This window comes from Phytopseudomonas daroniae (genome assembly GCF_004327275.1).
Classification (GTDB): domain Bacteria; phylum Pseudomonadota; class Gammaproteobacteria; order Pseudomonadales; family Pseudomonadaceae; genus Aquipseudomonas; species Aquipseudomonas daroniae.
In genome coordinates, this window is record NZ_QJUJ01000010.1 from 171,544 (window position 1) to 192,510 (window position 20,967).

The 20,967-nt window shown below is 63.4% G+C and carries 18 protein-coding genes; 12 read left to right on the plus strand and 6 right to left on the minus strand.

The genetic code is table 11. The features are described 5' to 3' along the window. Positions 1–31 precede the first annotated feature (31 nt). Complete coding sequence (locus DNK10_RS21140; RefSeq protein WP_131192894.1) at positions 32–2,752, plus strand: cation-transporting P-type ATPase; 2,721 nt, start codon at positions 32–34, stop codon at positions 2,750–2,752. A 7-nt stretch (positions 2,753–2,759) separates the two neighbouring features. Here the strand turns inward: DNK10_RS21140 and DNK10_RS21145 are convergent, their stop codons facing one another. Continuing rightward, the gene (locus DNK10_RS21145) at positions 2,760–3,803 is read right to left on the minus strand and encodes an AbrB family transcriptional regulator (RefSeq protein ID WP_131192895.1); all 1,044 of its coding nucleotides are present in this window, start codon (positions 3,801–3,803) and stop codon (positions 2,760–2,762) included. Between the two features lie 435 nt (positions 3,804–4,238). Here DNK10_RS21145 and DNK10_RS21150 point away from each other — a divergent pair, with 435 nt between their 5' ends. Beyond that, a complete protein-coding gene (locus tag DNK10_RS21150) occupies positions 4,239–5,150 on the plus strand; it encodes a GntR family transcriptional regulator (RefSeq protein ID WP_165496020.1) in 912 nt (303 codons plus the stop codon). Here DNK10_RS21150 and DNK10_RS21155 read toward each other — a convergent pair whose 3' ends face one another. Next, entirely contained in the window at positions 5,151–5,732 is a 582-nt protein-coding gene (locus DNK10_RS21155; protein ID WP_131192896.1) for an acyl carrier protein phosphodiesterase, read from the minus strand. A gap of 536 nt (positions 5,733–6,268) precedes the next feature. On the opposite strand from DNK10_RS21155, the gene DNK10_RS21160 reads away from it, so the two are divergent. From DNK10_RS21160 to DNK10_RS21170, 3 genes are read left to right on the plus strand one after another with little or no spacing between them, the layout of a single operon-like run. Then, positions 6,269–6,580: an ArsR/SmtB family transcription factor gene (locus tag DNK10_RS21160; RefSeq protein ID WP_131192897.1), complete on the plus strand. Its 312-nt coding sequence runs from the start codon at positions 6,269–6,271 to the stop codon at positions 6,578–6,580. A gap of 29 nt (positions 6,581–6,609) precedes the next feature. Then, positions 6,610–7,776, plus strand: coding sequence for an MFS transporter (locus DNK10_RS21165; protein WP_131192898.1), 1,167 nt, complete (start codon positions 6,610–6,612; stop codon positions 7,774–7,776). 16 nt (positions 7,777–7,792) lie between these two features. Further along, entirely contained in the window at positions 7,793–8,842 is a 1,050-nt protein-coding gene (locus DNK10_RS21170) for an alkene reductase (RefSeq protein WP_131192899.1), read from the plus strand. Positions 8,843–9,004: 162 nt separating this feature from the next. Here the strand turns inward: DNK10_RS21170 and DNK10_RS21175 are convergent, their stop codons facing one another. Next, positions 9,005–9,871 carry an ATPase gene (locus DNK10_RS21175; RefSeq protein WP_131192900.1) on the minus strand — a complete coding sequence of 289 codons (867 nt, stop codon included), beginning with the start codon at positions 9,869–9,871 and terminating at the stop codon, positions 9,005–9,007. A gap of 263 nt (positions 9,872–10,134) precedes the next feature. Between DNK10_RS21175 and DNK10_RS21180 the strand changes: the two genes are divergently transcribed. Continuing rightward, positions 10,135–10,419 (plus strand): hypothetical protein, encoded by a 285-nt coding sequence (locus DNK10_RS21180; RefSeq protein WP_131192901.1) that lies wholly within the window; start codon positions 10,135–10,137, stop codon positions 10,417–10,419. Here the strand turns inward: DNK10_RS21180 and DNK10_RS21185 are convergent. Together DNK10_RS21185 and DNK10_RS21190 are read right to left on the minus strand one after the other, a co-directional pair. Further along, complete coding sequence (locus DNK10_RS21185) at positions 10,410–11,396, minus strand: NAD-dependent epimerase/dehydratase family protein (RefSeq protein WP_131192902.1); 987 nt, start codon at positions 11,394–11,396, stop codon at positions 10,410–10,412. The genes DNK10_RS21180 and DNK10_RS21185 overlap by 10 nt on opposite strands. Before the next feature lie 204 nt (positions 11,397–11,600). Then, on the minus strand, positions 11,601–12,494 hold the full coding sequence (locus DNK10_RS21190) for a LysR family transcriptional regulator ArgP (RefSeq protein ID WP_131192903.1): 894 nt from the start codon (positions 12,492–12,494) through the stop codon (positions 11,601–11,603). 99 nt (positions 12,495–12,593) lie between these two features. Here DNK10_RS21190 and DNK10_RS21195 point away from each other — a divergent pair, with 99 nt between their 5' ends. From DNK10_RS21195 to DNK10_RS21210, 4 genes are all read left to right on the plus strand, one after another. Beyond that, a complete protein-coding gene (locus DNK10_RS21195; protein WP_131192904.1) occupies positions 12,594–13,196 on the plus strand; it encodes a LysE/ArgO family amino acid transporter in 603 nt (200 codons plus the stop codon). Between the two features lie 314 nt (positions 13,197–13,510). Next, on the plus strand, positions 13,511–14,350 hold the full coding sequence (locus DNK10_RS21200; RefSeq protein ID WP_131192905.1) for an EamA family transporter: 840 nt from the start codon (positions 13,511–13,513) through the stop codon (positions 14,348–14,350). A 201-nt stretch (positions 14,351–14,551) separates the two neighbouring features. Beyond that, positions 14,552–15,133, plus strand: coding sequence for a superoxide dismutase (locus DNK10_RS21205; RefSeq protein ID WP_131179902.1), 582 nt, complete (start codon positions 14,552–14,554; stop codon positions 15,131–15,133). 287 nt (positions 15,134–15,420) lie between these two features. Next, positions 15,421–17,484, plus strand: coding sequence for a putative bifunctional diguanylate cyclase/phosphodiesterase (locus tag DNK10_RS21210; protein WP_131179901.1), 2,064 nt, complete (start codon positions 15,421–15,423; stop codon positions 17,482–17,484). On the opposite strand, the gene DNK10_RS21215 is transcribed toward DNK10_RS21210, so the two are convergent. Further along, on the minus strand, positions 17,485–18,255 hold the full coding sequence (locus DNK10_RS21215) for an IclR family transcriptional regulator domain-containing protein (RefSeq protein ID WP_131192906.1): 771 nt from the start codon (positions 18,253–18,255) through the stop codon (positions 17,485–17,487). A 142-nt stretch (positions 18,256–18,397) separates the two neighbouring features. On the opposite strand from DNK10_RS21215, the gene DNK10_RS21220 reads away from it, so the two are divergent. After that, entirely contained in the window at positions 18,398–19,210 is an 813-nt protein-coding gene (locus tag DNK10_RS21220) for a shikimate dehydrogenase family protein (protein WP_131179899.1), read from the plus strand. 10 nt (positions 19,211–19,220) lie between these two features. After that, complete coding sequence (locus DNK10_RS21225) at positions 19,221–20,966, plus strand: FAD-dependent oxidoreductase (protein ID WP_279635867.1); 1,746 nt, start codon at positions 19,221–19,223, stop codon at positions 20,964–20,966. Position 20,967 lies beyond the last annotated feature (1 nt).

Here is a 20,967-nt window from a genome sequence, read left to right on the forward strand (position 1 = left end):
GCCCCCATGCAAACCAATGGAGAACACCGACATGCCCCAGCGAAACCCCGCCGCTGCAGAGCACCGCTGGCATGCCCTGGATAAACAACATGCGCTGGACGAACTGGCCAGCGGCAACGATGGCCTGAGCCAGGACGAAGCCACCCGGCGCCTGCACCAGCACGGCGCCAACCGTCTGCCACCGCCGAAACGCCGTGGCCCCCTGCGCCGCCTGCTGGCGCAATTCCACAATGTGCTGCTGTATATGATGCTCGCCGCGTCGCTGGTCACCGCACTGCTGGGCCACTGGCTGGATACCACGGTGATCCTCGTCGCGGTGCTGGTCAACGCAGTCATCGGCTTCATCCAGGAAGGCAAGGCCGAGAACGCCCTGGATGCCATCCGCGACCTGCTCTCGGCCCATGCCATGGTGCTGCGTGGCGGCGAACGCCGGGAGATCCCCGCCGAGCAACTGGTGCCCGGCGACGTGGTGCTGCTGGCCTCCGGCGACAAGGTGCCGGCCGACCTGCGCCTGCTCAGCGTGAAGAATTTCAACGTCGAGGAAGCCGCCCTCACCGGGGAGTCGGTGCCGGTGGAGAAATCCGTCGACGCCGTGGCGCCCGACGCCGCCCTCGGCGACCGCCGCGGCATGGCCTATTCCGGCACCCTGGTCAGCAGTGGCCAGGGCGTCGGCCTGGTGGTCGCCACCGGGGTCGACACCGAACTGGGGCGTATCGGCACCCTGCTGCGCCAGGTGCAAAGCCTGTCCACGCCGCTGCTGCGGCAGATCGACCGGTTCAGCCGCTGGCTGGCCCTGGCCATCGTCCTGTTCGGCGCGGCGACCTTCGTCCTCGGCACCCTGTGGCGCGGCCAGCCGGCGGCGGACATGTTCATGATGGTGGTGGCGCTGACCGCCTCGGCGATCCCCGAAGGCCTGCCGGCGATCATGACCGTGATCCTCGCCCTCGGCGTGCAGCGCATGGCCAAGCGCAACGCCATCGTGCGGCGCCTGCCGGCGGTGGAGACCCTCGGCTCGGTGACGGTGATCTGCTCGGACAAGACCGGCACCCTGACGCGCAACGAAATGACCGTGCAGCGTGTGGTCAGCGCCACCTCCATCGTCGATGTCAGCGGCGTCGGCTACGCGCCCGAGGGTGGCTTCCAGCGCCACGGCCAGGCGGTCGGCGACGGTGATGCCGAACTGCAGGAAATCGGTCGTGCAGCCCTACTGTGCAACGATGCCCGGCTGCAACAGGACAACGACGGCCACTGGCTGCTGCACGGCGACCCGACCGAGGGCGCCCTGCTGACCCTGGCGCTCAAGACCGGCCTGGACGTTGCCGAACTGCACGGCCAGTTGCCGCGCAGCGACGTCATTCCCTTCGAGTCCGAACACCGTTTCATGGCCACGCTGCACCATGACCATGAGGGCCACGGCATCATCTACCTCAAGGGCGCACCGGAACGCATTCTCGAGATGTGCGCCAGCCAGCGCGGCGGCGACGGCAGTGAACAGCCACTCGACGCCGATTACTGGCGCCGCCAGGCCACCGACCTGGCCGCCCGCGGCCTGCGCCTGCTGGCCATCGCCGCGCGTACGGCGCCGGCCGAACAACGCAGCCTGAACATCGCCGACGTCGAGCAGGGTTTCAGCCTGCTGGCCCTGGTCGGCATCATCGATCCGCCACGCGAGGAAGCCATCGCCGCGGTCGCCGAATGCCGCCGGGCCGGCATCTCGGTACGGATGATCACCGGCGACCATGTCGACACCGCCCGCGCCATCGGCGCGCAACTGGGCATCGGCATCGACCGCCCGGCCATGACCGGTGCCGAGATCGAACTGCTCGACGACCAGCGCCTGGCCCAGGTGCTGTCCACCGTCGAGGTGTTCGCCCGCGCCAGCCCGGAACACAAGCTGCGCCTGGTGCAGGCCATGCAGGCCAGCGGCCAGGTGGTGGCGATGACCGGCGACGGGGTCAACGACGCGCCCGCCCTGAAACGCGCCGACGTCGGCGTGGCCATGGGCCGCAAGGGCACCGAAGCGGCCAAGGAAGCCGCCGAGGTGGTGCTGGCCGACGACAACTTCGCCAGCATCGCCGGGGCGGTGCGCGAAGGCCGGGCGATCTACGACAACCTGAAGAAATTCATCCTGTTCATGCTGCCCACCAACGGCGGCGAAGCGCTGATCATCATCAGCGCGATCCTGTTCCAGCTGACCCTGCCGCTGACCCCGGTGCAGGTGCTGTGGATCAACATGGTCACCTCCAGCACCCTGGGCCTGGCCCTGGCCTTCGAACCCTCGGAGAGCGGCTTGATGAAGCGCGCCCCGCGCGATCCCGCCGAACCGCTGCTGTCGGGGTTCTTCGTCTGGCGCGTGCTGATGGTCTCGGTGCTGATGATGGCCGGCGCCCTGGGCCTGTTCCTCTGGGAGCTGGAACGCGGCACCAGCCTGGAAAGCGCGCGCACCATCGCCGTCAACACCGTGGTGATGTGCGAGATCTTCTACCTGTTCAACAGCCGCCACATCTTCGACTCGGTGCTCAACCGCGAAGGGCTGCTGGGCAACCCCGCCGTACTGATCGCCATTGCCGCCTGCGTGGTGCTGCAGCTGCTGTTCACCTACGCCCCGCCGCTGCAACAGGTGTTCGGCGCTACCGGTCTGAGCGCCAGCGAATGGCTGCGGGTACTGGCGGCCGGCGCCCTGCTGTTCTGCATCGCCGAACTGGAGAAAGCACTGATCCGGCGCTACAGACGGCCGAGAACGGAAGGATGAAACGCCATCAGGGGCACCTGCGCTCGCTCTGTCGCTGCCAACGCCTGAAGATCGGCTCGGCGAGAAACAACACCACGAACAGCCGAACCACCTGCATCGCGGTAACCAGCGGCACCGCCAGTTGCAGGGTTTCCGCCGTCAGACTCATTTCGGCGATCCCGCCCGGCATCATGCCCAGGGTCAGGGATTGGAAACCCAACCCGCTCCCCCAGCCGATCAGCACCGCTGCCAGGAACGCCACCAGCATCATCGCCAGCGTGGTGAGCAGGGTGCGGGCCAGAAACGAAGGCGCGTAGCGGAAGAAGGCGCGATTGAAGAAACAACCCAGTGCGCTGCCGATCATCAACTGCCCGGCCTGGCTGGCGCCTGCGGGCAGGGTGCTGTGCAGATCGAAGCCGATGCTGATAACCGCACTGACCAGCAGCGGCCCGAACAACCAGGCATTCGGCTGCCTGAAACGCTGCATCAACCAGCCCGCCGTCCCCGCCAGTGGCAGGATCAGCGCCAGCCAGGGCCAGTCGGCATGGATGGGGTGTGGGAAGGCCTCGCCGTCACCGACCAGAAACTTGAACAGCGCGGGTACCAGCAGCACGACCGCGACTACCCGCAGGCTCTGCGCCGCGGCGACCCGGGTAAGCTCCGCGCCGTTGCGAGCCCCGAGGTTGACCATCTCCGTCGAACCGCCAGGCATGCTGGAGAAGTAGGCCGTCGCTGCGGTTTCCCCGGTGCGGCGCATGAACCATACGCCGATGATGCTGCTCAGTACGGTGATGAACGCACCGATGATGATCGGCACCAGGTGCCCGGCAATCTGCTCGACCAGCGCCGGCGTGAAGTGCAGGCCGATGCCGATACCGATGATCCATTGCCCGAACTTGCGACCTCCAGGGAGTACCTGCAACTGCCAGGCGGTGGTGCAGCGCACCAGGATTACCGCGACCAGCGAACCGATCATCCACGGCAGCGGCCAACCGATGGCGCTGGCGATCAGGGCACCGATAGCGCCGACCAGTGGCGTTCCCAGGTAATTCAGCCAGTGGCCTTTGAACATTGTTTCCCCTTAGGTACATGCAACTGCAGTGCGGCGGTAACCCCGGTGGAGGAGCGCCCCGCAAGAAAAGAGCCTGCTGGCCTGAGTCTCGATCGGGTGCGCCGATGCGAGTGACGATCGAACCCCGCCGGGCATTGGAGAGAAGTGGAAGCACGGCAAGCGGTCATGCCTTTTATCGCAACAAAGCTCATACAGCCGATAAAAACCAACAAATAGCGCTCTGTAACGGGCCTTACCGGTATATCAGGGAAGACAATATTGATCTTAATCGAAACAAAAAACAATATACGTTTAAAGTAACGGTTCGCTACAGCACCTTTGCGCGAGGCAGATTACGTAGCAGAATGCAGTGCCTGACTGGCACGTTCAGCCAGACCGGTAGTGCCCCCACGGAGAATCAACGCCACCGCCATGGCTCAGGAAAACACTCACTCGATGGCTCTCACTGCCCTACAGAAACGCGTCGCCCGCGAGGTCATCGCCTACGTTCGCCGCGAGCGCCTGCCCGTTGGCCATCACCTGGCGGAATCACAGCTGGCGCAGACCTTGAACACCTCGCGCACACCGGTGAAATTCGTACTGAGCCATCTCACCGAGCGCGGCATGCTCAAGTACGACCGTAACCGTGGTTTCTTCCTTGCTCGGGCGGCCGACGATCTCAATGATCTGGTACTGGAGATCGCCGAAGCCGAAGAGGATTCGGTGTACATGAAATTCGTCGAGCTGCGCCTGTCTAGGCAACTGCCCGAGCACCTCACCGAAATCGACCTGATGCGCCAGTTCGGCATCTCGCGCACCGAACTGCGCTCGGCGTTGCTGCGCATGCAGCAGGAAGGCTGGGCCGAGCAGCGCACGGGCCAGGGCTGGCGAATGCTGCCGGTGATCGACTCGGTAGAGGCCTACGAGGAAAGTTTCACCTTCAGGGTGACCATCGAGCCGGCCGGCCTGCTCTCACCGACCTTTCAGGTCGACCAGAAAGTGCTGGCGCTGTGTCGCCAGCAACAGGAATACATCGCCAGCAGCGGCTACCTGAGCATGACCACTCAGGAGCTGTTCGAGGCCAACTCCAAATTCCACGAGATCCTCGCCGGCTTCTCGGGCAATCGCTTTCTGCTGCAATCGCTGAAACGCCTCAATGGCTTGCGGCGTCTGGTCGAATACAGCGTGGATCTGCCCCGCCCACTGCGGCAGAAGCAGGTGCTGGAGCATCTGGAAATTCTCGACCTGATCGAACGCGGCGACCGCCTCGGTGCAGCCGATCGCCTGCGCGCGCACCTCGAAGGCGCCAGACGCAACAAGCTCAATCCTGCATTGCTCGAACGGCTCGGCCTGCAGAGCGAAGACTGACTACAACTGCTCGCGCTGTTCGCGCGCGAAGACCATCAGCGCCGGATAGAAAGCACTGAAGTCCTCGCTCAGCGGCTCGTACAGACGACGCAGATCCTCCAGGCCACCGTCCAACAAGCCAGGCCGGGAAAGGCGCCGGGACATACCGGCGATCACCTGCTCCAGCACCTCGAATTCCCGGTAGCTGCCTAACCAGTCCTGGGCCGCCATGCGCGGTGCCATGCGTTGCAGATTGCCAGGTAAACGCAGCTCGGCAGCCAGAACCCCGTAGACGCGCGCCGTGAACTGCTGCAGAGGTTGCTCGCTGTAGCGCTGCCAGTCTCGCGCCAGGCAGTGATCGAAGAACAGATCGAGGAGAATCCCGGCAACCCGCCTCCGCTCGGCGGGAAAGCGTGCCCGCGCCCGCGCCTGCAACGGATGGCTGTCGGTAAAGGCGTCGATACGCCGATGCAGGGCAATACCCGCCTCGATGGACGCCGGCCATTGCCCGCTCAGTGGCCCTTTGACGAAATCGCCATACAGGCTGCCGAGCAATTCGGCGGGCGCGTTACCGCCCAGGTGCAAATGTGCGAGGTAGTTCATGGCGTAAAGCTTAACAGGCTGTTGAAAACGTCGGCGAGGCAGTCAGCGCAAGGCAAAAACAGGCGAGAAAGCGGAGTTTACAAGCTGTAAATGAGCATTTTGACCGGGCTGGCGATCCAGCCTGTTTTTAACGCCGCGATGGCAACGCAGGTAGCTGTTAGAGCCTGTTCACGATCTTTGTGCACTTGGCAAACAGGAACCCGTATCCCTATAGATCGGCGGCAATGTGGCGCAAGCGGACGGTCGTAGGATGGGTGAAACCCATCGGAAATTGATGGGTTTCACCCATCCTACGGGCTGGTGGATGAAAAGAGCGTCATCCACCCTACGGAGTGAGCGTCCGCTCCCGCCTTTCTGCTGTCATTGCTCGAAAGATCGTGAACAGGTTCTTAGAGCCTCGGCACGCCGCTAGCGAGGGCCCCTCCCATCACGCCGGTCGATATGCATTATCCGCCTGAACGATCTGTATATCGCCAAGTCCCGATATAAAGTTCGCTGCATCGCGATATAGCGTTGCACCCCCATCAGGAAAACCGATGAGCACCGACGACATCGATCTGGACGAAGTGATCAAGGCCCTGGCCCACCCGGTACGCCGGGACATACTGCGCTGGCTCAAGGAGCCAGAGGCGCATTTCGCCGAGCAGGATCACCCGTTCGACATCGGCGTGTGTGCCGGCAAGTTCGACGAGCGCACCGGTCTGTCGCAATCCACGGTATCTGCCCATCTGGCGACTCTGCAGCGGGCCGGCCTGGTGACCAGCCGCAAGGTCGGTCAATGGCATTTCTTCAAGCGCAACGACGAAACCATCGCCACTTTCCTTCGCCTGATCGGCCAAGAACTCTGAACCACAACCTCTTTCCAGGAACTGATGGCATGCCCGCAGCCTTACTCGTTCTCGCCTTATCCTCATTCGCCATCGGCACCACCGAATTCGTCATCATGGGGCTGCTGCCCGAGGTCGCCGCCGATCTCGGCGTCTCGATTCCCGGTGCCGGCTGGCTGGTCACTGGCTATGCCCTGGGTGTGGCCCTCGGCGCCCCCTTCATGGCGCTGGTCACTTCCAGCTGGCCACGCAAGGCCGCCCTGCTCTCGCTGATGAGCATCTTCATCGTCGGCAACCTGTTCTGCGCCCTGGCGAGTGACTACAGCATGCTGATGATCGCCCGGGTGATCACCGCCCTGTGTCACGGCGCGTTCTTCGGCATCGGTTCGGTGGTGGCGGCCAGCCTGGTGCCGGCCAATCGCCGCGCCTCGGCAGTGGCGATGATGTTCACCGGTCTGACCCTGGCCAACGTACTGGGCGTGCCCCTGGGTACCGCCCTGGGGCAAGCCGCTGGCTGGCGCTCGACCTTCTGGGCGGTGACCCTGATCGGCGTGATAGCACTGATCGGCCTGTGGATGGCACTGCCGCGCCGCACTGATGAACCGCGCGCCAACCTGCGCAGTGAAATCGCCGCCCTGGGTGGCGGTGGCCTGTGGCTGGCGCTGAGCACCACGGCGCTGTTCGCTGCCTCGATGTTCGCCCTGTTCACCTATATCGCCCCGCTGCTTGGCGAGGTCACTGGCGTTTCGCCCAGAGGCGTGACCTGGACGCTGTTGCTGATCGGCCTCGGCCTGACCCTGGGCAACGTACTCGGTGGACGCCTCGCCGACCGCAACCTGAAGCGCACCCTGCTCGGCGTGTTCGTCGCCATGGCAGTGGTCTCCACCCTGTTCAGCTGGAGCAGCCAGGCGCTGATCCCGGCGGAAATCACCCTGTTTATCTGGGCCGTGGCCGCCTTCGCCGCCGTGCCTGCCCTGCAAGTCAACGTGGTGACCTACGGCGCCGCCGCACCCACCCTGGTTTCGACCCTGAACATCGGCGCCTTCAACCTGGGCAATGCCCTGGGCGCCTGGGTCGGCGGGCTGGTCATCGCTGGCGGTTATGGCCTCACCAGCGTGCCGCTGGCGGCCGCCGTGCTGGCCGGTCTGGCACTGATCGCCACTCTGCTGAGTTTTTCTACCCGTACACCCGCACCTCAACCCGTATTCAGCGAATGACCCGAGGATCCTGACCATGACCACACTGTTCGACCCCATCAAGATCGGCGATCTGCAACTCGCCAACCGCATCATCATGGCGCCCCTGACCCGCTGCCGCGCCGACGAGGGCCGCGTACCCAACGCCCTGATGGCCGAGTACTACGTGCAGCGCGCCTCGGCCGGCCTGATCATCAGCGAAGCCACTTCGGTCACCCCCATGGGCGTGGGCTACCCGAACACCCCGGGCATCTGGTCCGATGACCAGGTACGTGGCTGGAGCGGAGTGACCAAGGCCGTGCACGCCAACGGCGGCAAGATCGTTCTGCAACTGTGGCACGTGGGACGGATTTCCGATCCGTCGTACCTGAACGGCGAACTGCCGGTGGCTCCCAGCGCCATCAAGCCTGCCGGCCACGTCAGCCTGATTCGCCCGACGAAGAACTACGTCACCCCACGAGCCCTGGAAACCGAAGAAATCGCCGACGTCGTCGACGCCTACCGTCTGGGCGCGGAAAACGCCAAGGCTGCCGGTTTCGACGGCGTGGAAATCCATGCGGCCAACGGCTACCTGCTCGATCAGTTCCTGCAGGACAGCACCAACCAGCGCACCGACAACTATGGCGGCTCCCTGGAAAACCGCGCACGCCTGCTGCTGGAAGTCACCGATGCAGTGCTGAGCGTATGGGAACCAGGCCGCGTGGGCGTGCACCTGGCACCCCGCGCGGACAGCCATGACATGGGGGATTCCAACCGCACGGAAACCTTCACCTACGTGGCCCGCGAGCTCGGCAAACGTAACATCGCCTTCCTCTGCGCCCGCGAGCGGGAAGCCGATGACAGCCTGTCGCCAAGCCTGAAGGAAGCCTTCGGCGGTGTGTTCATCGCCAACGAACGCTTCTCCAAGGATCAGGCGAATGCCTGGCTGGCCAGCGGCAAGGCCGACGCCGTGGCATTCGGCGTGCCCTTCATCGCCAACCCGGATCTGCCGGAACGCCTGCGCCAGGGCGCAGCGCTGAACGAGGCGCACAACGAAACCTTCTACGGATCCGGCCCCGTTGGTTACATCGATTACCCGCGTCTGTAATTTTCCGCTGCGCAATAAGAAATGGTCGGGAGCCATTTTTAACGTCGCTTGCGACGACCCGAAGGGTGGCCGCCAGGGATGACCATGAAAAAGGCCCGCGTTCTCACGCGGGCCTTTTCGTATCGGCACCAGGTACGTCACCCGGCACGTCGATGGATCATCCTAGCGGGCGTCGATCTGCTGCTGCAGGTTCTGAATCTGCGCCTGCAGGGTATTGACGCTACGCGTGGTCTGCGCGCGGAACGCATCGAACTCGGCGGTACTGTTACCGCTGGCAGCCGGACGATTGTCCAACTGGCTCTTGAGCACCAGCAGATCCTGCTCCAGGCGGTCGATGGCCTGGTTGGAGTTGCCGGCCTTCTTCAGCGCCTCGACGTCACCAGCCAGACTCTTGACCTGCGCTGCCAGCTTGCCGGCATCCGCCTGGCCGCTCTTCAGCGTGGCCAGCTCGCTCTTCACGGCAACCAGTTCGCTCTTCAGCGTACCCTGCTCGCCGCCCAGCGCCTTCAGCCCGTCAGCGTACTTGCCACTGTCGCCCTGCTGAGCCTTGAGATCGGCGGCCAGTTGCTCGATGCGCTTGTCCTGCCCGCTCTGCTGGCCGCCAGCAGCCTGCTGCTGCTTGGTCAGCTCGGCGACCTTGTTCTCCAACTGGCGTACCTGCAGCTTCAGCGCCTCGCTGCCGCTGGTGACGCTGGATTCAGCCGCCACCACCTTGCCGGAAATATCCTGGATGCGGCCTGCCGCCTCTTCACTGATACGCGCGAAGCTTTCCTGGGTCGCGACCAATTGCTGCTCCATCAGGCTGATCTGCTGGAAGCTCCACCAGCCCACGCCGCCCAGGGCGATGCTCAACGCGCCAACCAGCGCCCACAGCGGGCCGGTACTGGCAGCACGCGGCGCGGCGGCAGCCTTGGCAGGCGCGCCAGCACGCACATAGGGCTGCGGCTCGGGGTCGAAATCATCCTGATCACGCCGATCCGGCGTCAGGCTGGGCACGTCATCGAATTCGTCGTGGGCATCGTTGCGCATGTAGAAAAACCTTGAGAAAACCACGGTGGAGGCAGAATGCCTCGCAGTATACCGATTCGCACGTGGCGCTTCAGTGTCGTGCCACCTGGAAGCGGTTGCACCGCTGCGGGGCGTATTGGGCACAGAGACCCGCGTATAGCCGGCCAGTTCCGCAGCCTGTGAACTGGTACACACCTTGCTAACGAATAAGACCGCCAGCACATCGGCGGTCGTGATCACCCGGCTTGAATGACAGCCCTCTTTTCACCAGCACGGGGTAGCACATGGAACTGAATCGAGAAATATTGGACTGCATGAAGAACCTGCGCCGCCGCTTGCGTGAGGAGCTCTCGGTGGAAATCCGCCTCAGCCAGCAGGACGCAGTACCCGCCATGCTAGCCGCCTGCCTGACCTCCAATGACCGAGAAACTCGCGAACTGGGCCTGCGCCTCGCGCAACTGAGCGACACACCAATGGTCGAGGAGCTGCCGACGCCACGCGTCGACAACGGTATGCCGCATGCAAGCAGCTCGATACGGATTTATCGCGGCCAGAGAATCTACGCCTGAGCCCGCCACCAGCGACAGAACTCATCCAGCGCTGGCCACAAGCCGGCTTTCGCTTCGTAATCCAGATACTGCTGCGCCTGGCTGATGTCCAGAGAGAAGTTGCGACTCATCACGTCCACGCTCAGGCGTGACAACGTCGGTTCGGGGCGCCCCGGCAAGAGGCTGCAGATCCCTTCATTGAGCGTCGCCACGCTGCGCGCCAGGCCGACCGGCACATGCCGGGTGACCGCTGGCAACTCCAGTTGGCGCAGCACGTAATTGATCACGTCCCAGAGCGGCACCGGTGCCCCATTGCTGATGTTGTAAGCCTTGCCCAGCGCCGGCCCGGCGGCCAGCAAGGCGCTGAGCAACGCCTCGTTGAGGTTGTGCACGCTGGTGAAATCGACCTTGTTCAGGCCATTGCCGATGATCGCCAGACGCTTCTTGCGCTGCATGGCGATCAACCGTGGAAAGATGCTCACATCGCCCGCCCCGGTGACGAAGCGCGGGCGTAGCGCCAGCACCTCCAGGCCAAACTCCTGGGCCCCGAACACGCGCTGCTCGGCGAGAAACTTGGTACGCGCGTAGTGGCTGGAGAAGCGCTTCGGCACCTGCTCTTCGCTCAGACCGACATGATCGTGCCCATCGAAATAGATCGATGGCGAGGACAGGTGAACGAGCCGTCGAACCCGGCGTTTCAGGCACGCCTCGATAACGTTTTCGGTGAGCAGCACGTTACCGCGATGAAAGGTGTCGTAGCGCCCCCAGACACCCACGGCGCCGGCGCAATGCACCACGGCCTCGACATCGCTGCACAGTGACAACGCCAACTGCGGATCGCTCAGATCACCGAGTACGAAGTGCGCGCCGCGGCGTACCAGATGCTCCAGCGCGTCTTCCCGGCGTCCAGTCACGCGCACGTCCAGGCCCTGCTCCAGGGCATAACGGGCAAAGCGCCCACCGATGAAACCGCTTGCTCCGGTGACCAGAATCTTCATCACGTCCTCCGCTCGCTCGTCGGCGCACTATAAAGCCTGACGCAGGGTCGCAGCAGACCACTTAGAACCTGTTTAAAGTCTCGCGAGCTAGAGCCAGGCAAGGCGAAGTCGGGTGAAGAAGCGCAGTTTACTTGCTGTAAATGAGCATTCTGAGCCCGACTTCAACGCAGCATGGCCGACGCGCAGCAGACTTTGAACAGGTTCTTACCCCAGTGGCACCAGATAATCGCCCGCGTGCCGCTGCAGATGCCCGGTGAGCCGGTCGAGCAATTCGCCGCCATTGCGCCAGTGGTGCCAGTACAGGGGCACATCGATCGGCCGGTCGACGAGCAGCTCGACCAGCTCACCACTAGCCAGCGCCTCGTGCATCTGCGGCTCGGGCACCATGCCCCAGCCCAGACCCTCGGCGGTCAGGCGCACGAAGCCTTCGGAGGACGGGCACAGGTGATGCAGGAAGCTGCCCGACAGGCCGAGTTCGCTCAGGTAGCGATGCTGCAATTGGTCATCCGGGCCGAACACGATTGCCGGTACATGGGCCAGCCGCTCGGCCGTGACGCCAGCGGGAAAGTGTCGAGCGATGAATGCCGGGCTGGCCATGGCTCGATAGCGCATGGCACCTAGCGGCAGGCTGCGGGCGCCGGATACCGGCCGCTCCGCCGCGCACACACAGGCAGCGACATCGCCGGCGCGCATGCGCTTGAGGCCCACCTCCTGATCCTCGACGACCAGTTCCAGCAGCACGCGATGAGTGGCGCAGAAGTCCGCCACCGCCCTCGCCCACCAAGTCGCCAGGCTGTCGGCATTGACGGCGATGCGCAGCCGCTGGGTTTCACCATCCGCCTCCAGAGACGGTACCTGTTCCTGCAGATCGCGTTCGAGCAGACGCACCTGCTGCACATGGTTGAGCAGCCGACGGCCAACATCGGTGGGGGTCGGCGGCATGGCCCGCAGCAGTACCGGCTGACCGATGCGCGCTTCCAGCAGTTTGATCCGCTGGGACACCGCCGATTGCGACAGTCCCAGCACCTGGGCGCCACGTTCGAAGCCAGCCTGTTCGACGACCGCGGCAAGAGCGGCCAGCAACTTGTAATCGAGCAATCGATTTTCCTAATGAGCGATCAGCAATATTGTTTTTTCTTATACAACTAATCACCGCAGACTGATAGCCATCTCCCTCGTTCAAGGATTGCTTTCGTCATGTGGCAAAGCTACAGCAACGGTCTCCTGATCACCGCCGGCCTGATCATCGCCCTTGGCGCGCAGAACGCCTTCGTCCTCGCTCAGAGCCTGCGTCGCGAGCACCACCTGCCGGTGGCGCTGCTGTGCATCGTCTGCGATGCCCTGCTGATCAGCGCAGGCGTTTTCGGCCTGGCGACCCTGCTGCTGCAAAGCGAACTGCTGCTGAGTATCGCCCGCTGGGGCGGCGCGGCCTTCCTGCTCTGGTACGGTGCCCAGGCACTGCTGCGCGCTTGCCGGCCGAACGCACTCGAGGTACAGGGCGGCACGCCCCGCTCGCTGCGCGCAGTGTTGCTGGCGACTCTGGCCGTGACCTTGCTCAACCCCCACGTTTATCTGGATACCGTGTTGCTGATCGGCTCGCTCGGCGCTCAGCAGAGAGTACCCGAGGCCTATGCAGCCGGAGCGGCCAGCGCTTCGCTGATATGGTTCATGTGCCTGGCGCTCGGCGCAGCCTGGCTGGCACCGTGGCTGGCTCGTCCGCTGACCTGGCGAATCATCGATCTGGTCGTGGCGGCGATGATGTTCGCGATTGCCTGGCAACTGATCGTCAACCCGCTGTAAGCGTCTGCTCACGATCTTTTATAGACAGAACAAAAAGGATGCTACAAGGCGAGAGCGGACACTCGATTTGGTGGGCTTCATGACAAGGGTGGACGACGCTTCACCTACGCGGCCCGACCCGTCCACCGCCCTGCAATCGCAATGGTGGATGAAAAGAGCGTCATCCACCCTACATAGTGAGCGTCTACTTCCGCCGCTCTGCAGTCAAAAGTGGTGCAGTCGAGCCAAAAGATCATGAACAGGTTCTAAGCCTGGTCGGGCCTCAAGGCCCCAGTGCTATGCTGCGTGCCTCGTCGCAACCTGCCGGAGCCTCTGTGGAAACCAGCGTCTTTCTCATGGTGATCGCCTCGGCGACCCTGCACGCGGGCTGGAACGCGCTGCTGAAAATCGGCCTGGATCGGTTTCTCACCGCCTCGTTGATCCAGATCGGCGCCGGGGCCGTCGCCTTGCTGGCACTGCCATTCGTGGCCATGCCGAATGCCGCGGCCTGGCCCTGGATCATCCTCTCGGCCCTGCTGCACATCGGCTACAACGTCTTTCTCAGCCGCGCCTATCAATACGGCGACCTCGGCCAGGTCTATCCCATTTCCCGGGGCAGTTCTCCCCTATTGGTGGCCGGACTGTCGGTTCTGCTGCTGGGTGAAGTCCTGCCAGCCGGACAATTGCTCGGGTTGGCGGTGCTGGTCGCCGGCATCTGGTTGATGGCGGTACGCGGTGGTAGCGCCAAAGCCAATGGAGGCCTGCTGTTCAGCGCCCTGATGACCGCCCTGTTCATCGCTGGCTACACGCTGTCCGACGCCAGCGGTGCCCGTGCCAATGGCGACCCGTTGTCCTACTCGCTGTGGCTGTTCGCGGTGAACGGCCTGGTGATGGCGCTGGTGATTCTCGGCCAACGCGGCCCGCGCATCGTTCGCGAGCTGGGCCCACACTGGCGTGCCGGGCTGCTGGGTGGGGCCATGTCGATGTTCGCCTACAGCATCGTCATCTGGGCGATGACCCTGGCACCGGTGGCGCTGATATCGGCCCTGCGCGAGACCAGTGTGGTGTTCGCCCTGCTGATCGGCCGCCTGTGGCTGAAGGAAAGCCTGCCGCCGATCCGCCTGCTGGCCTGCCTGACCATTCTCGCTGGCGTGGCGTTGATGAAACTGGCCTGAGGTGGTTTCACTGGCGATCCGCTTGATCGCCGACGAGGGCTCTAGCACCGCTTTCCCGCACAGTTGCTGCGTGGTTATGCAGTAGCCCCGGTGCTATGATCCCTGCCCTGCGTCGCAAAGGGTACAAATCCGCCGACGTATGTTTGGCCGCCCGTGATCGGCCTTGCGCTCATCGCAACAGACCTGATTAGGAGAATAACCATGGCTTTCGAATTGCCGCCGCTGCCTTACGCACACGATGCCCTGCAGCCGCATATCTCCAAGGAAACTCTGGAGTTCCACCACGACAAGCACCACAACACCTATGTCGTGAACCTGAACAACCTCGTGCCCGGTACCGAGTTCGAAGGCAAGAGCCTGGAAGAAATCGTCAAGACTTCCTCTGGCGGCATCTTCAACAACGCGGCCCAGGTATGGAACCACACCTTCTACTGGAACTGCCTGAGCCCCAACGGCGGCGGTCAACCGACTGGTGAACTGGCCGCGGCCATCGACAAGGCCTTCGGCTCCTTCGACAAGTTCAAGGAAGAGTTCAGCAAGGTCACCATCGGCACCTTCGGTTCCGGCTGGGGCTGGCTGGTGAAGAAGGCCGACGGTTCCCTGGCACTGTCCAGCACCATCGGCGCCGGTTGCCCGCTGACCGCAGGCGATACCCCGCTGCTGACCTGCGATGTGTGGGAGCACGCCTACTACATCGACTACCGCAACGTCCGTCCGAAGTATGTCGAGGCGTTCTGGAACCTGGTCAACTGGGACTTCGTGGCGAAAAACTTCGCTGCCTGACCCCGCCGCCACGCTTGCCTGCAAGCGCACGGTGCTGCATAGAGATGCCCTCCTGATGCGAATCAGGGGGGCATTTTTATCTGCAGGTGCCTATTGCAGCATGCGGCAGATGCGTCAGGATCGACAGGCGTGACTCAATCCTGGAGGCTGTCTCCGAAACAACGCAGTGTCGCAGGCAACCGACACGATTGGATAAACGCCGTGCAACTCAGGTCTTTGACTGCCACCACGACTTTGCCAATACTCAATCCCTATCCGGCGATCGGTATCGCACAAGGAACTGCCATTTGAAGCTGGAACTCAAGCACAGTCTGTCCGTGAAACTGCTTCGCGTGGTGCTGTTATCCGCGCTTGCCGTTGGCGTGGTGCTGAGCCTCGGGCAGATCGTGTTCGATATCTACAAGACCCGCCATGCGATCACCAGCGATGCCCAGCGCATCCTCGACATGTTTCGCGACCCCTCGACTCAGGCGGTTTACAGCCTGGATCGTGAGATGGGCATGCAGGTCGTCGAAGGCCTGTTTCAACATGAATCGGTGCGTCAGGCCTCCATCGGCCATCCCGGTGAGCAGATGCTGGCCGAGAAAAGCCGAGCGCTGGCCGAACCGTCCATCCGCCGGCTGACCGATCCGATCCTCGGCGAGGAACAGCACTTCACCACCCGCCTGGTCGGCCGCGAGCCCTACAACGAATACTACGGCGACCTGAACATCACGCTCGACACCGCCCTGTATGGTGAAAGCTTCATCACCAACTCGGTGATCATCTTCATTTCCGGCGTACTGCGCGCGCTGGCCATGGGCCTGGTGCTGTACCTCGTCTATTACTGGCTGCTGACCAAGCCGCTGACCAAGATCATCGAGCACCTGAGCAGCATCAACCCGGATCGCCCCAGCGAGAACAAGTTGCCCATGCTCCCCGGCAACGAGAAGAACGAGCTCGGGCTGTGGATAAACACCGCCAACCAGTTGCTCGCCTCGATCGAACGCAATACTCACCTGCGCCGCGAAGCCGAAAACAGCTTGCAGCGCATGTCCCAGTACGACTTTCTCACCGGGTTGCCGAATCGCCAGCAACTGCAACAACAGCTCGAGCAGATCCTCGAAGACGCCGGGCGCCTGCAGCGCCGGGTTGCCGTGCTGTGTGTCGGGCTGGATGACTTCAAGGGCATCAACGAACAATTCAGCTACCAGACCGGCGACCAGTTGCTGCTGGCGTTGTCCGATCGCCTACGCAGCCACAGCGGCCGCCTGGGCGCCCTGGCGCGCCTCGGTGGCGATCAGTTCGCCCTGGTGCAGGCCGATATCGAGCAACCCTACGAGGCCGCGGAACTGGCGCAAAGCGTGCTGGACGATCTCGAAGCGCCGTTCGCCTTCGACGACCACCAGGTGCAATTGCGCGCGACCATCGGCATCACCCTGTTCCCGGAAGACGGGGGCAGCCCCGAAAAGCTGCTGCAGAAAGCCGAACAGACCATGACCCTGGCCAAGAGCCGCTCGCGCAACCGCTACCAGTTCTACATCGCCAGCGTCGACAGCGAGATGCGTCGGCGCCGCGAACTGGAAAAGGATCTGCGCGACGCCCTGGCGCTGAATCAACTGCACCTGGTCTATCAGCCGCAAATCAGTTTCCGCGATCACAGCGTGGTGGGCGTCGAAGCCCTTCTGCGCTGGCAGCATCCGCAGCACGGCCTGGTCGCACCGGATCTGTTCATCCCACTGGCCGAGCAGAACGGCAGCATCATCGCGATTGGCGAATGGGTGCTGGATCAGACCTGCCGGCAGTTGCGCGAATGGCATGATCAGGGCTACGCCGACCTGCGCATGGCAGTCAACCTGTCCACCGTGCAGTTGCATCACGCCGAGCTACCGCGGGTGGTCAACAACCTGATGCAGATGTACCGCCTGCCCCCCCGCAGCCTGGAACTGGAAGTGACCGAAACCGGCCTGATGGAAGACATCAGTACCGCCGCCCAACACCTGCTCAGCCTGCGCCGCTCGGGAGCGCTGATAGCCATCGATGACTTCGGTACCGGCTACTCGTCGCTCAGTTACCTGAAGAGCCTGCCGCTGGACAAGATCAAGATCGACAAGAGCTTCGTGCAGGATCTGCTCGAAGACGAAGACGATGCCACCATCGTTCGCGCCATCATTCAGCTCGGCAAGAGCCTGGGCATGCAGGTCATCGCCGAAGGCGTGGAAACCGCGAGCCAGGAAGCCTACATCATCGCCCAGGGCTGCCATGAAGGTCAGGGCTACTTCTATAGCAAACCGCTGCCGGCACGGGAGCTGACCCAGTACCTGAAGCACTCCAGGCGTACCCTGCACCGGGTCAATCCGGCAGCACTGTAATCAGTCCAGTATCGGCCTGAGCAATGCCTGGGCCTCATACAGCGTGGTCAGATGGCGTTGGCACATGTCCTTGATGTCGCCTCGTGACGCGTGGGTGGTGATCGACAGCGTCGCCTTCAAGTCGCCATGGCGATCGCACAAGGGCACCCCCAGAACACGCATGCCCACTTCGTACTCGCCGTCGATGGTCGCGTAGCCCTGCTGTGCGACCTTGGCCACCTCGTCCCCTAACGCCTTCAGCCCTGTCTGTGTATAGGGCGTCAGCGGTTGCAGCGCGACTCGCTGGAGGTAGCTTGCCAGAGCCTCGGCCTCCAGGCTGGCCAGCCAGATACGGCCACTGGCCGTGCAGTACATGGGCACCCGTGATCCTGCCCGAATCGACAACGAGGAAATATGGCTATAGCGGCTACGCACGATATGCACGATATCGTCGCCATCGCGCACGCCCACCGACACGTGCTCACCCGTAGTTCGCGCCACCTGTTCGACAATAGGCCTGAGCATGCGTGGCAATTGCGCCGAGTCCACATAAGCCTGGCCAATGCGCAGCACCCGGGCAGTCAGCCAGTAACTCCTGCCGTCGGTCTCGGCAAAGCCATCGTGTACCAGGGTCAACAGAAAGCGCCGCGCCGCGCTGTTGGTCAGGCCCGCTGCACGGGCCGCCTGGGGCACCGTCAGGCGAGGCGTATCGACACTGAACAACTGCATCAGCGCGAGTCCCTTCTGCAGGCCGGCGATCAGGTCGCGGGAATGGATCACGGGTGTCTTCATCAGCACCTCATTAATCAAATTGATGCGATTATCGCACTGCCAGTGCGATTAACAAGCTGAACAGCTATCAAGCGCGTTGTACTTGCCTGGGTCACGACACACCATCGGTGCCAACAACAACTCCAATTAGCAGGTACCGCCCATGATTACCGGCTCCACCGAACTGATCGCCATCGTTGGCTCGCCCATCGCCCAGGTCAAATCCCCGGCAAACTTCAACAGCTGGTTCGCCGCTCAAGGCGCGAACCTGGCGATGCTACCCATCGATCTACGTGGCCAGTCGCTCGAGACATTCATCGACACCCTGCGTGGCTGGCAGAACCTGCGCGGCTGCGTTGTCACCGTGCCCTACAAGCAGCAGGTCGTCGAACACCTCGACACACTCAGCGAACGCGCCCATGCCTTGCGCTCGGTCAACGTGATCCGCCGCGAAGCCGATGGCAGCCTGGTTGGCGACAACGTCGATGGTGACGGCTTTCTCAATGCCGCGCGCCAGCAGGGTTTCGAGGCAACAGGCAAACGCGCACTGGTAATCGGTGCCGGAGGTGTCGGCAGTGCCATTGCCTATTCGCTGTGCCAGGCCGGTGTCAGCAGTCTCGATCTGCTCGATCCCAGCAGCGAGCGCTGCGGCGCCCTGGTCGAACTGCTCGGCAGCGCTTTCCCGAACATACCCGTAGGTATCAGCGCCAGCAGCTCGCTGAGCGCGTTCGAGCTGCTCGTCAATGCCTCTCCGGTGGGCATGGGCGACAGCGGCGAACTGCCACTGTCGCAGGCATTGCTCGACACCCTGGCGCCATCCACTCATGTCGCCGATGTCGTCACCTCGCCAGAAATCACGCCCTTGCTGGCATGCGCTCAAGCCCGCGGCTGTTCGATCCAGACCGGCCCGCAGATGGCACTGGCCCAGCTCGGCAACCTCGGCCACTTCATGGGTGTGACGCCACTGCATTTGTGAGGAGCTTGTCGTGAACATAGCGACGCGGATACCCGCTACAACACAACCGGTGAACCCCACCAGCGACTATGACCTGATCGTACTCGGCAGTGGTGCCGCGGGTTTTGCCGCGGCCGTGACCGCCTCCGGCAAAGGCCTCAAGGTTCTGCTGGTGGAGAAAGCGCAACACTTCGGCGGTACCTCGGCTATCTCCGGTGGCGCGGTCTGGATCCACGGTACCGACCAGGCCAGAGAGGCCGGCGTCGACGACAGTCCCGAGGCCATGCGCAGTTATCTGCGGAGCATCATCGGCCGTGGCTACCAGGCAGCGCTGGTGGACACCTTCATCGAACGCGGGCATGAAGCCTTGCGCTGGCTGGAGCAGCATTCACAACTGAAATACAGCCTGCGCCTGCTCTCGCCGGACTACTATCCGGACGCTCCGGGCGGCACCGAATATGGCCGTGCCCTGGAAGTGCTCGAATACGATGGCAGCGAGCTCGGCGAGCAGTTCAAACACCTGAAAATGCCGCCAGCCGGCATGCTGCTGTTCGGCGCGATGATGGTCAACCGCGTCGATATTCAGCATTTCTTGAGCTTCCGCCGTTCGCCGAAGTCGCTCTGGCACTGCTTGAAACTGATGGCCCGCTATGCACGGGATCGCCTCCAGCATCCACGCGGCACGCGCCTGACCACTGGCAACGCCCTGATCGCACGGCTCGCCACCACGGCCTTCGCCAATGGCGTCACGCTATGGCTGGAAAGCGAAGCGCAGGCGCTGATCGTCGAAAACGGGGCAGTGCTCGGGGCACGCATCAAACATGCCGATGGAGTGGAAGAGGTTCGCGCACGTGGTGGCGTGGTCTGCGCCATGGGCGGTTTCGCCGCGGCTCCGCTGGCTGCGGTCTACCGCCCTGCCAGCGAACAGCCGCACCTGAGCATGTCGCCCGGCACCAACAGCGGCGATGGCCTGCGCCTGGGCGAAGCGGTGGCGGCGGCCAATGGCGAGGCGCTGGCCGCCAACTTCTTCTGGGCGCCGGTTTCCGAGGTGGTGCACGCCAATGGCGAGCATGAGCGCTTCCCGCATCTGGTCACCGACCGCGCCAAACCCGGCGTGATCGCGGTGAACGCGGCTGGGCAGCGCTTCGTCAACGAATCCGACTCCTATCACCACTTCGTACAGACCATGTTCGCCACCGGCAACCCTGTCTGCTGGCTGATCTGTGATGCCACGGCCATGAGCAAGTACGGCATGGGCCTGGCCCGCCCGAGCCCGGTGGACAACAGCGCCCTGATCGAAGCGGGCTACCTGTACAAGGCCGACAGCGCCGCACAACTGGCGCGCGACCTGGGAATGGATCCCCAGGCTCTGCAACAGACACTCGAGCATTTCAATACCGATGCGCGCGCAGCCGTCGACCGGGAATTCGGCAAGGGCGGCAACAGCTACAACCGCTACATGGGCGATCCGCAGCACCGGCCGAACCCCTGCCTGGCGCCCCTGCTACGCGCGCCCTTCTACGCCATACGCATCCACACCGGCGACCTTGGTTCGGCGCGCGGCCTGGTTACCGATAGCCATGCCAACGTGTTGAACACCTCGGGTACCGCCATACCCGGCCTGTACGCCGTGGGTAACGACATGAACTCGATCATGGACGGCACCTACCCGGGGCCGGGCATCACCCTCGGCCCCGGACTGACCTTCGGCTACATCGCCGCCACCCACATCGCCGAGCGCTTGCACTCGGTGGTTTCGCAACGTCAGGAGAACTGAA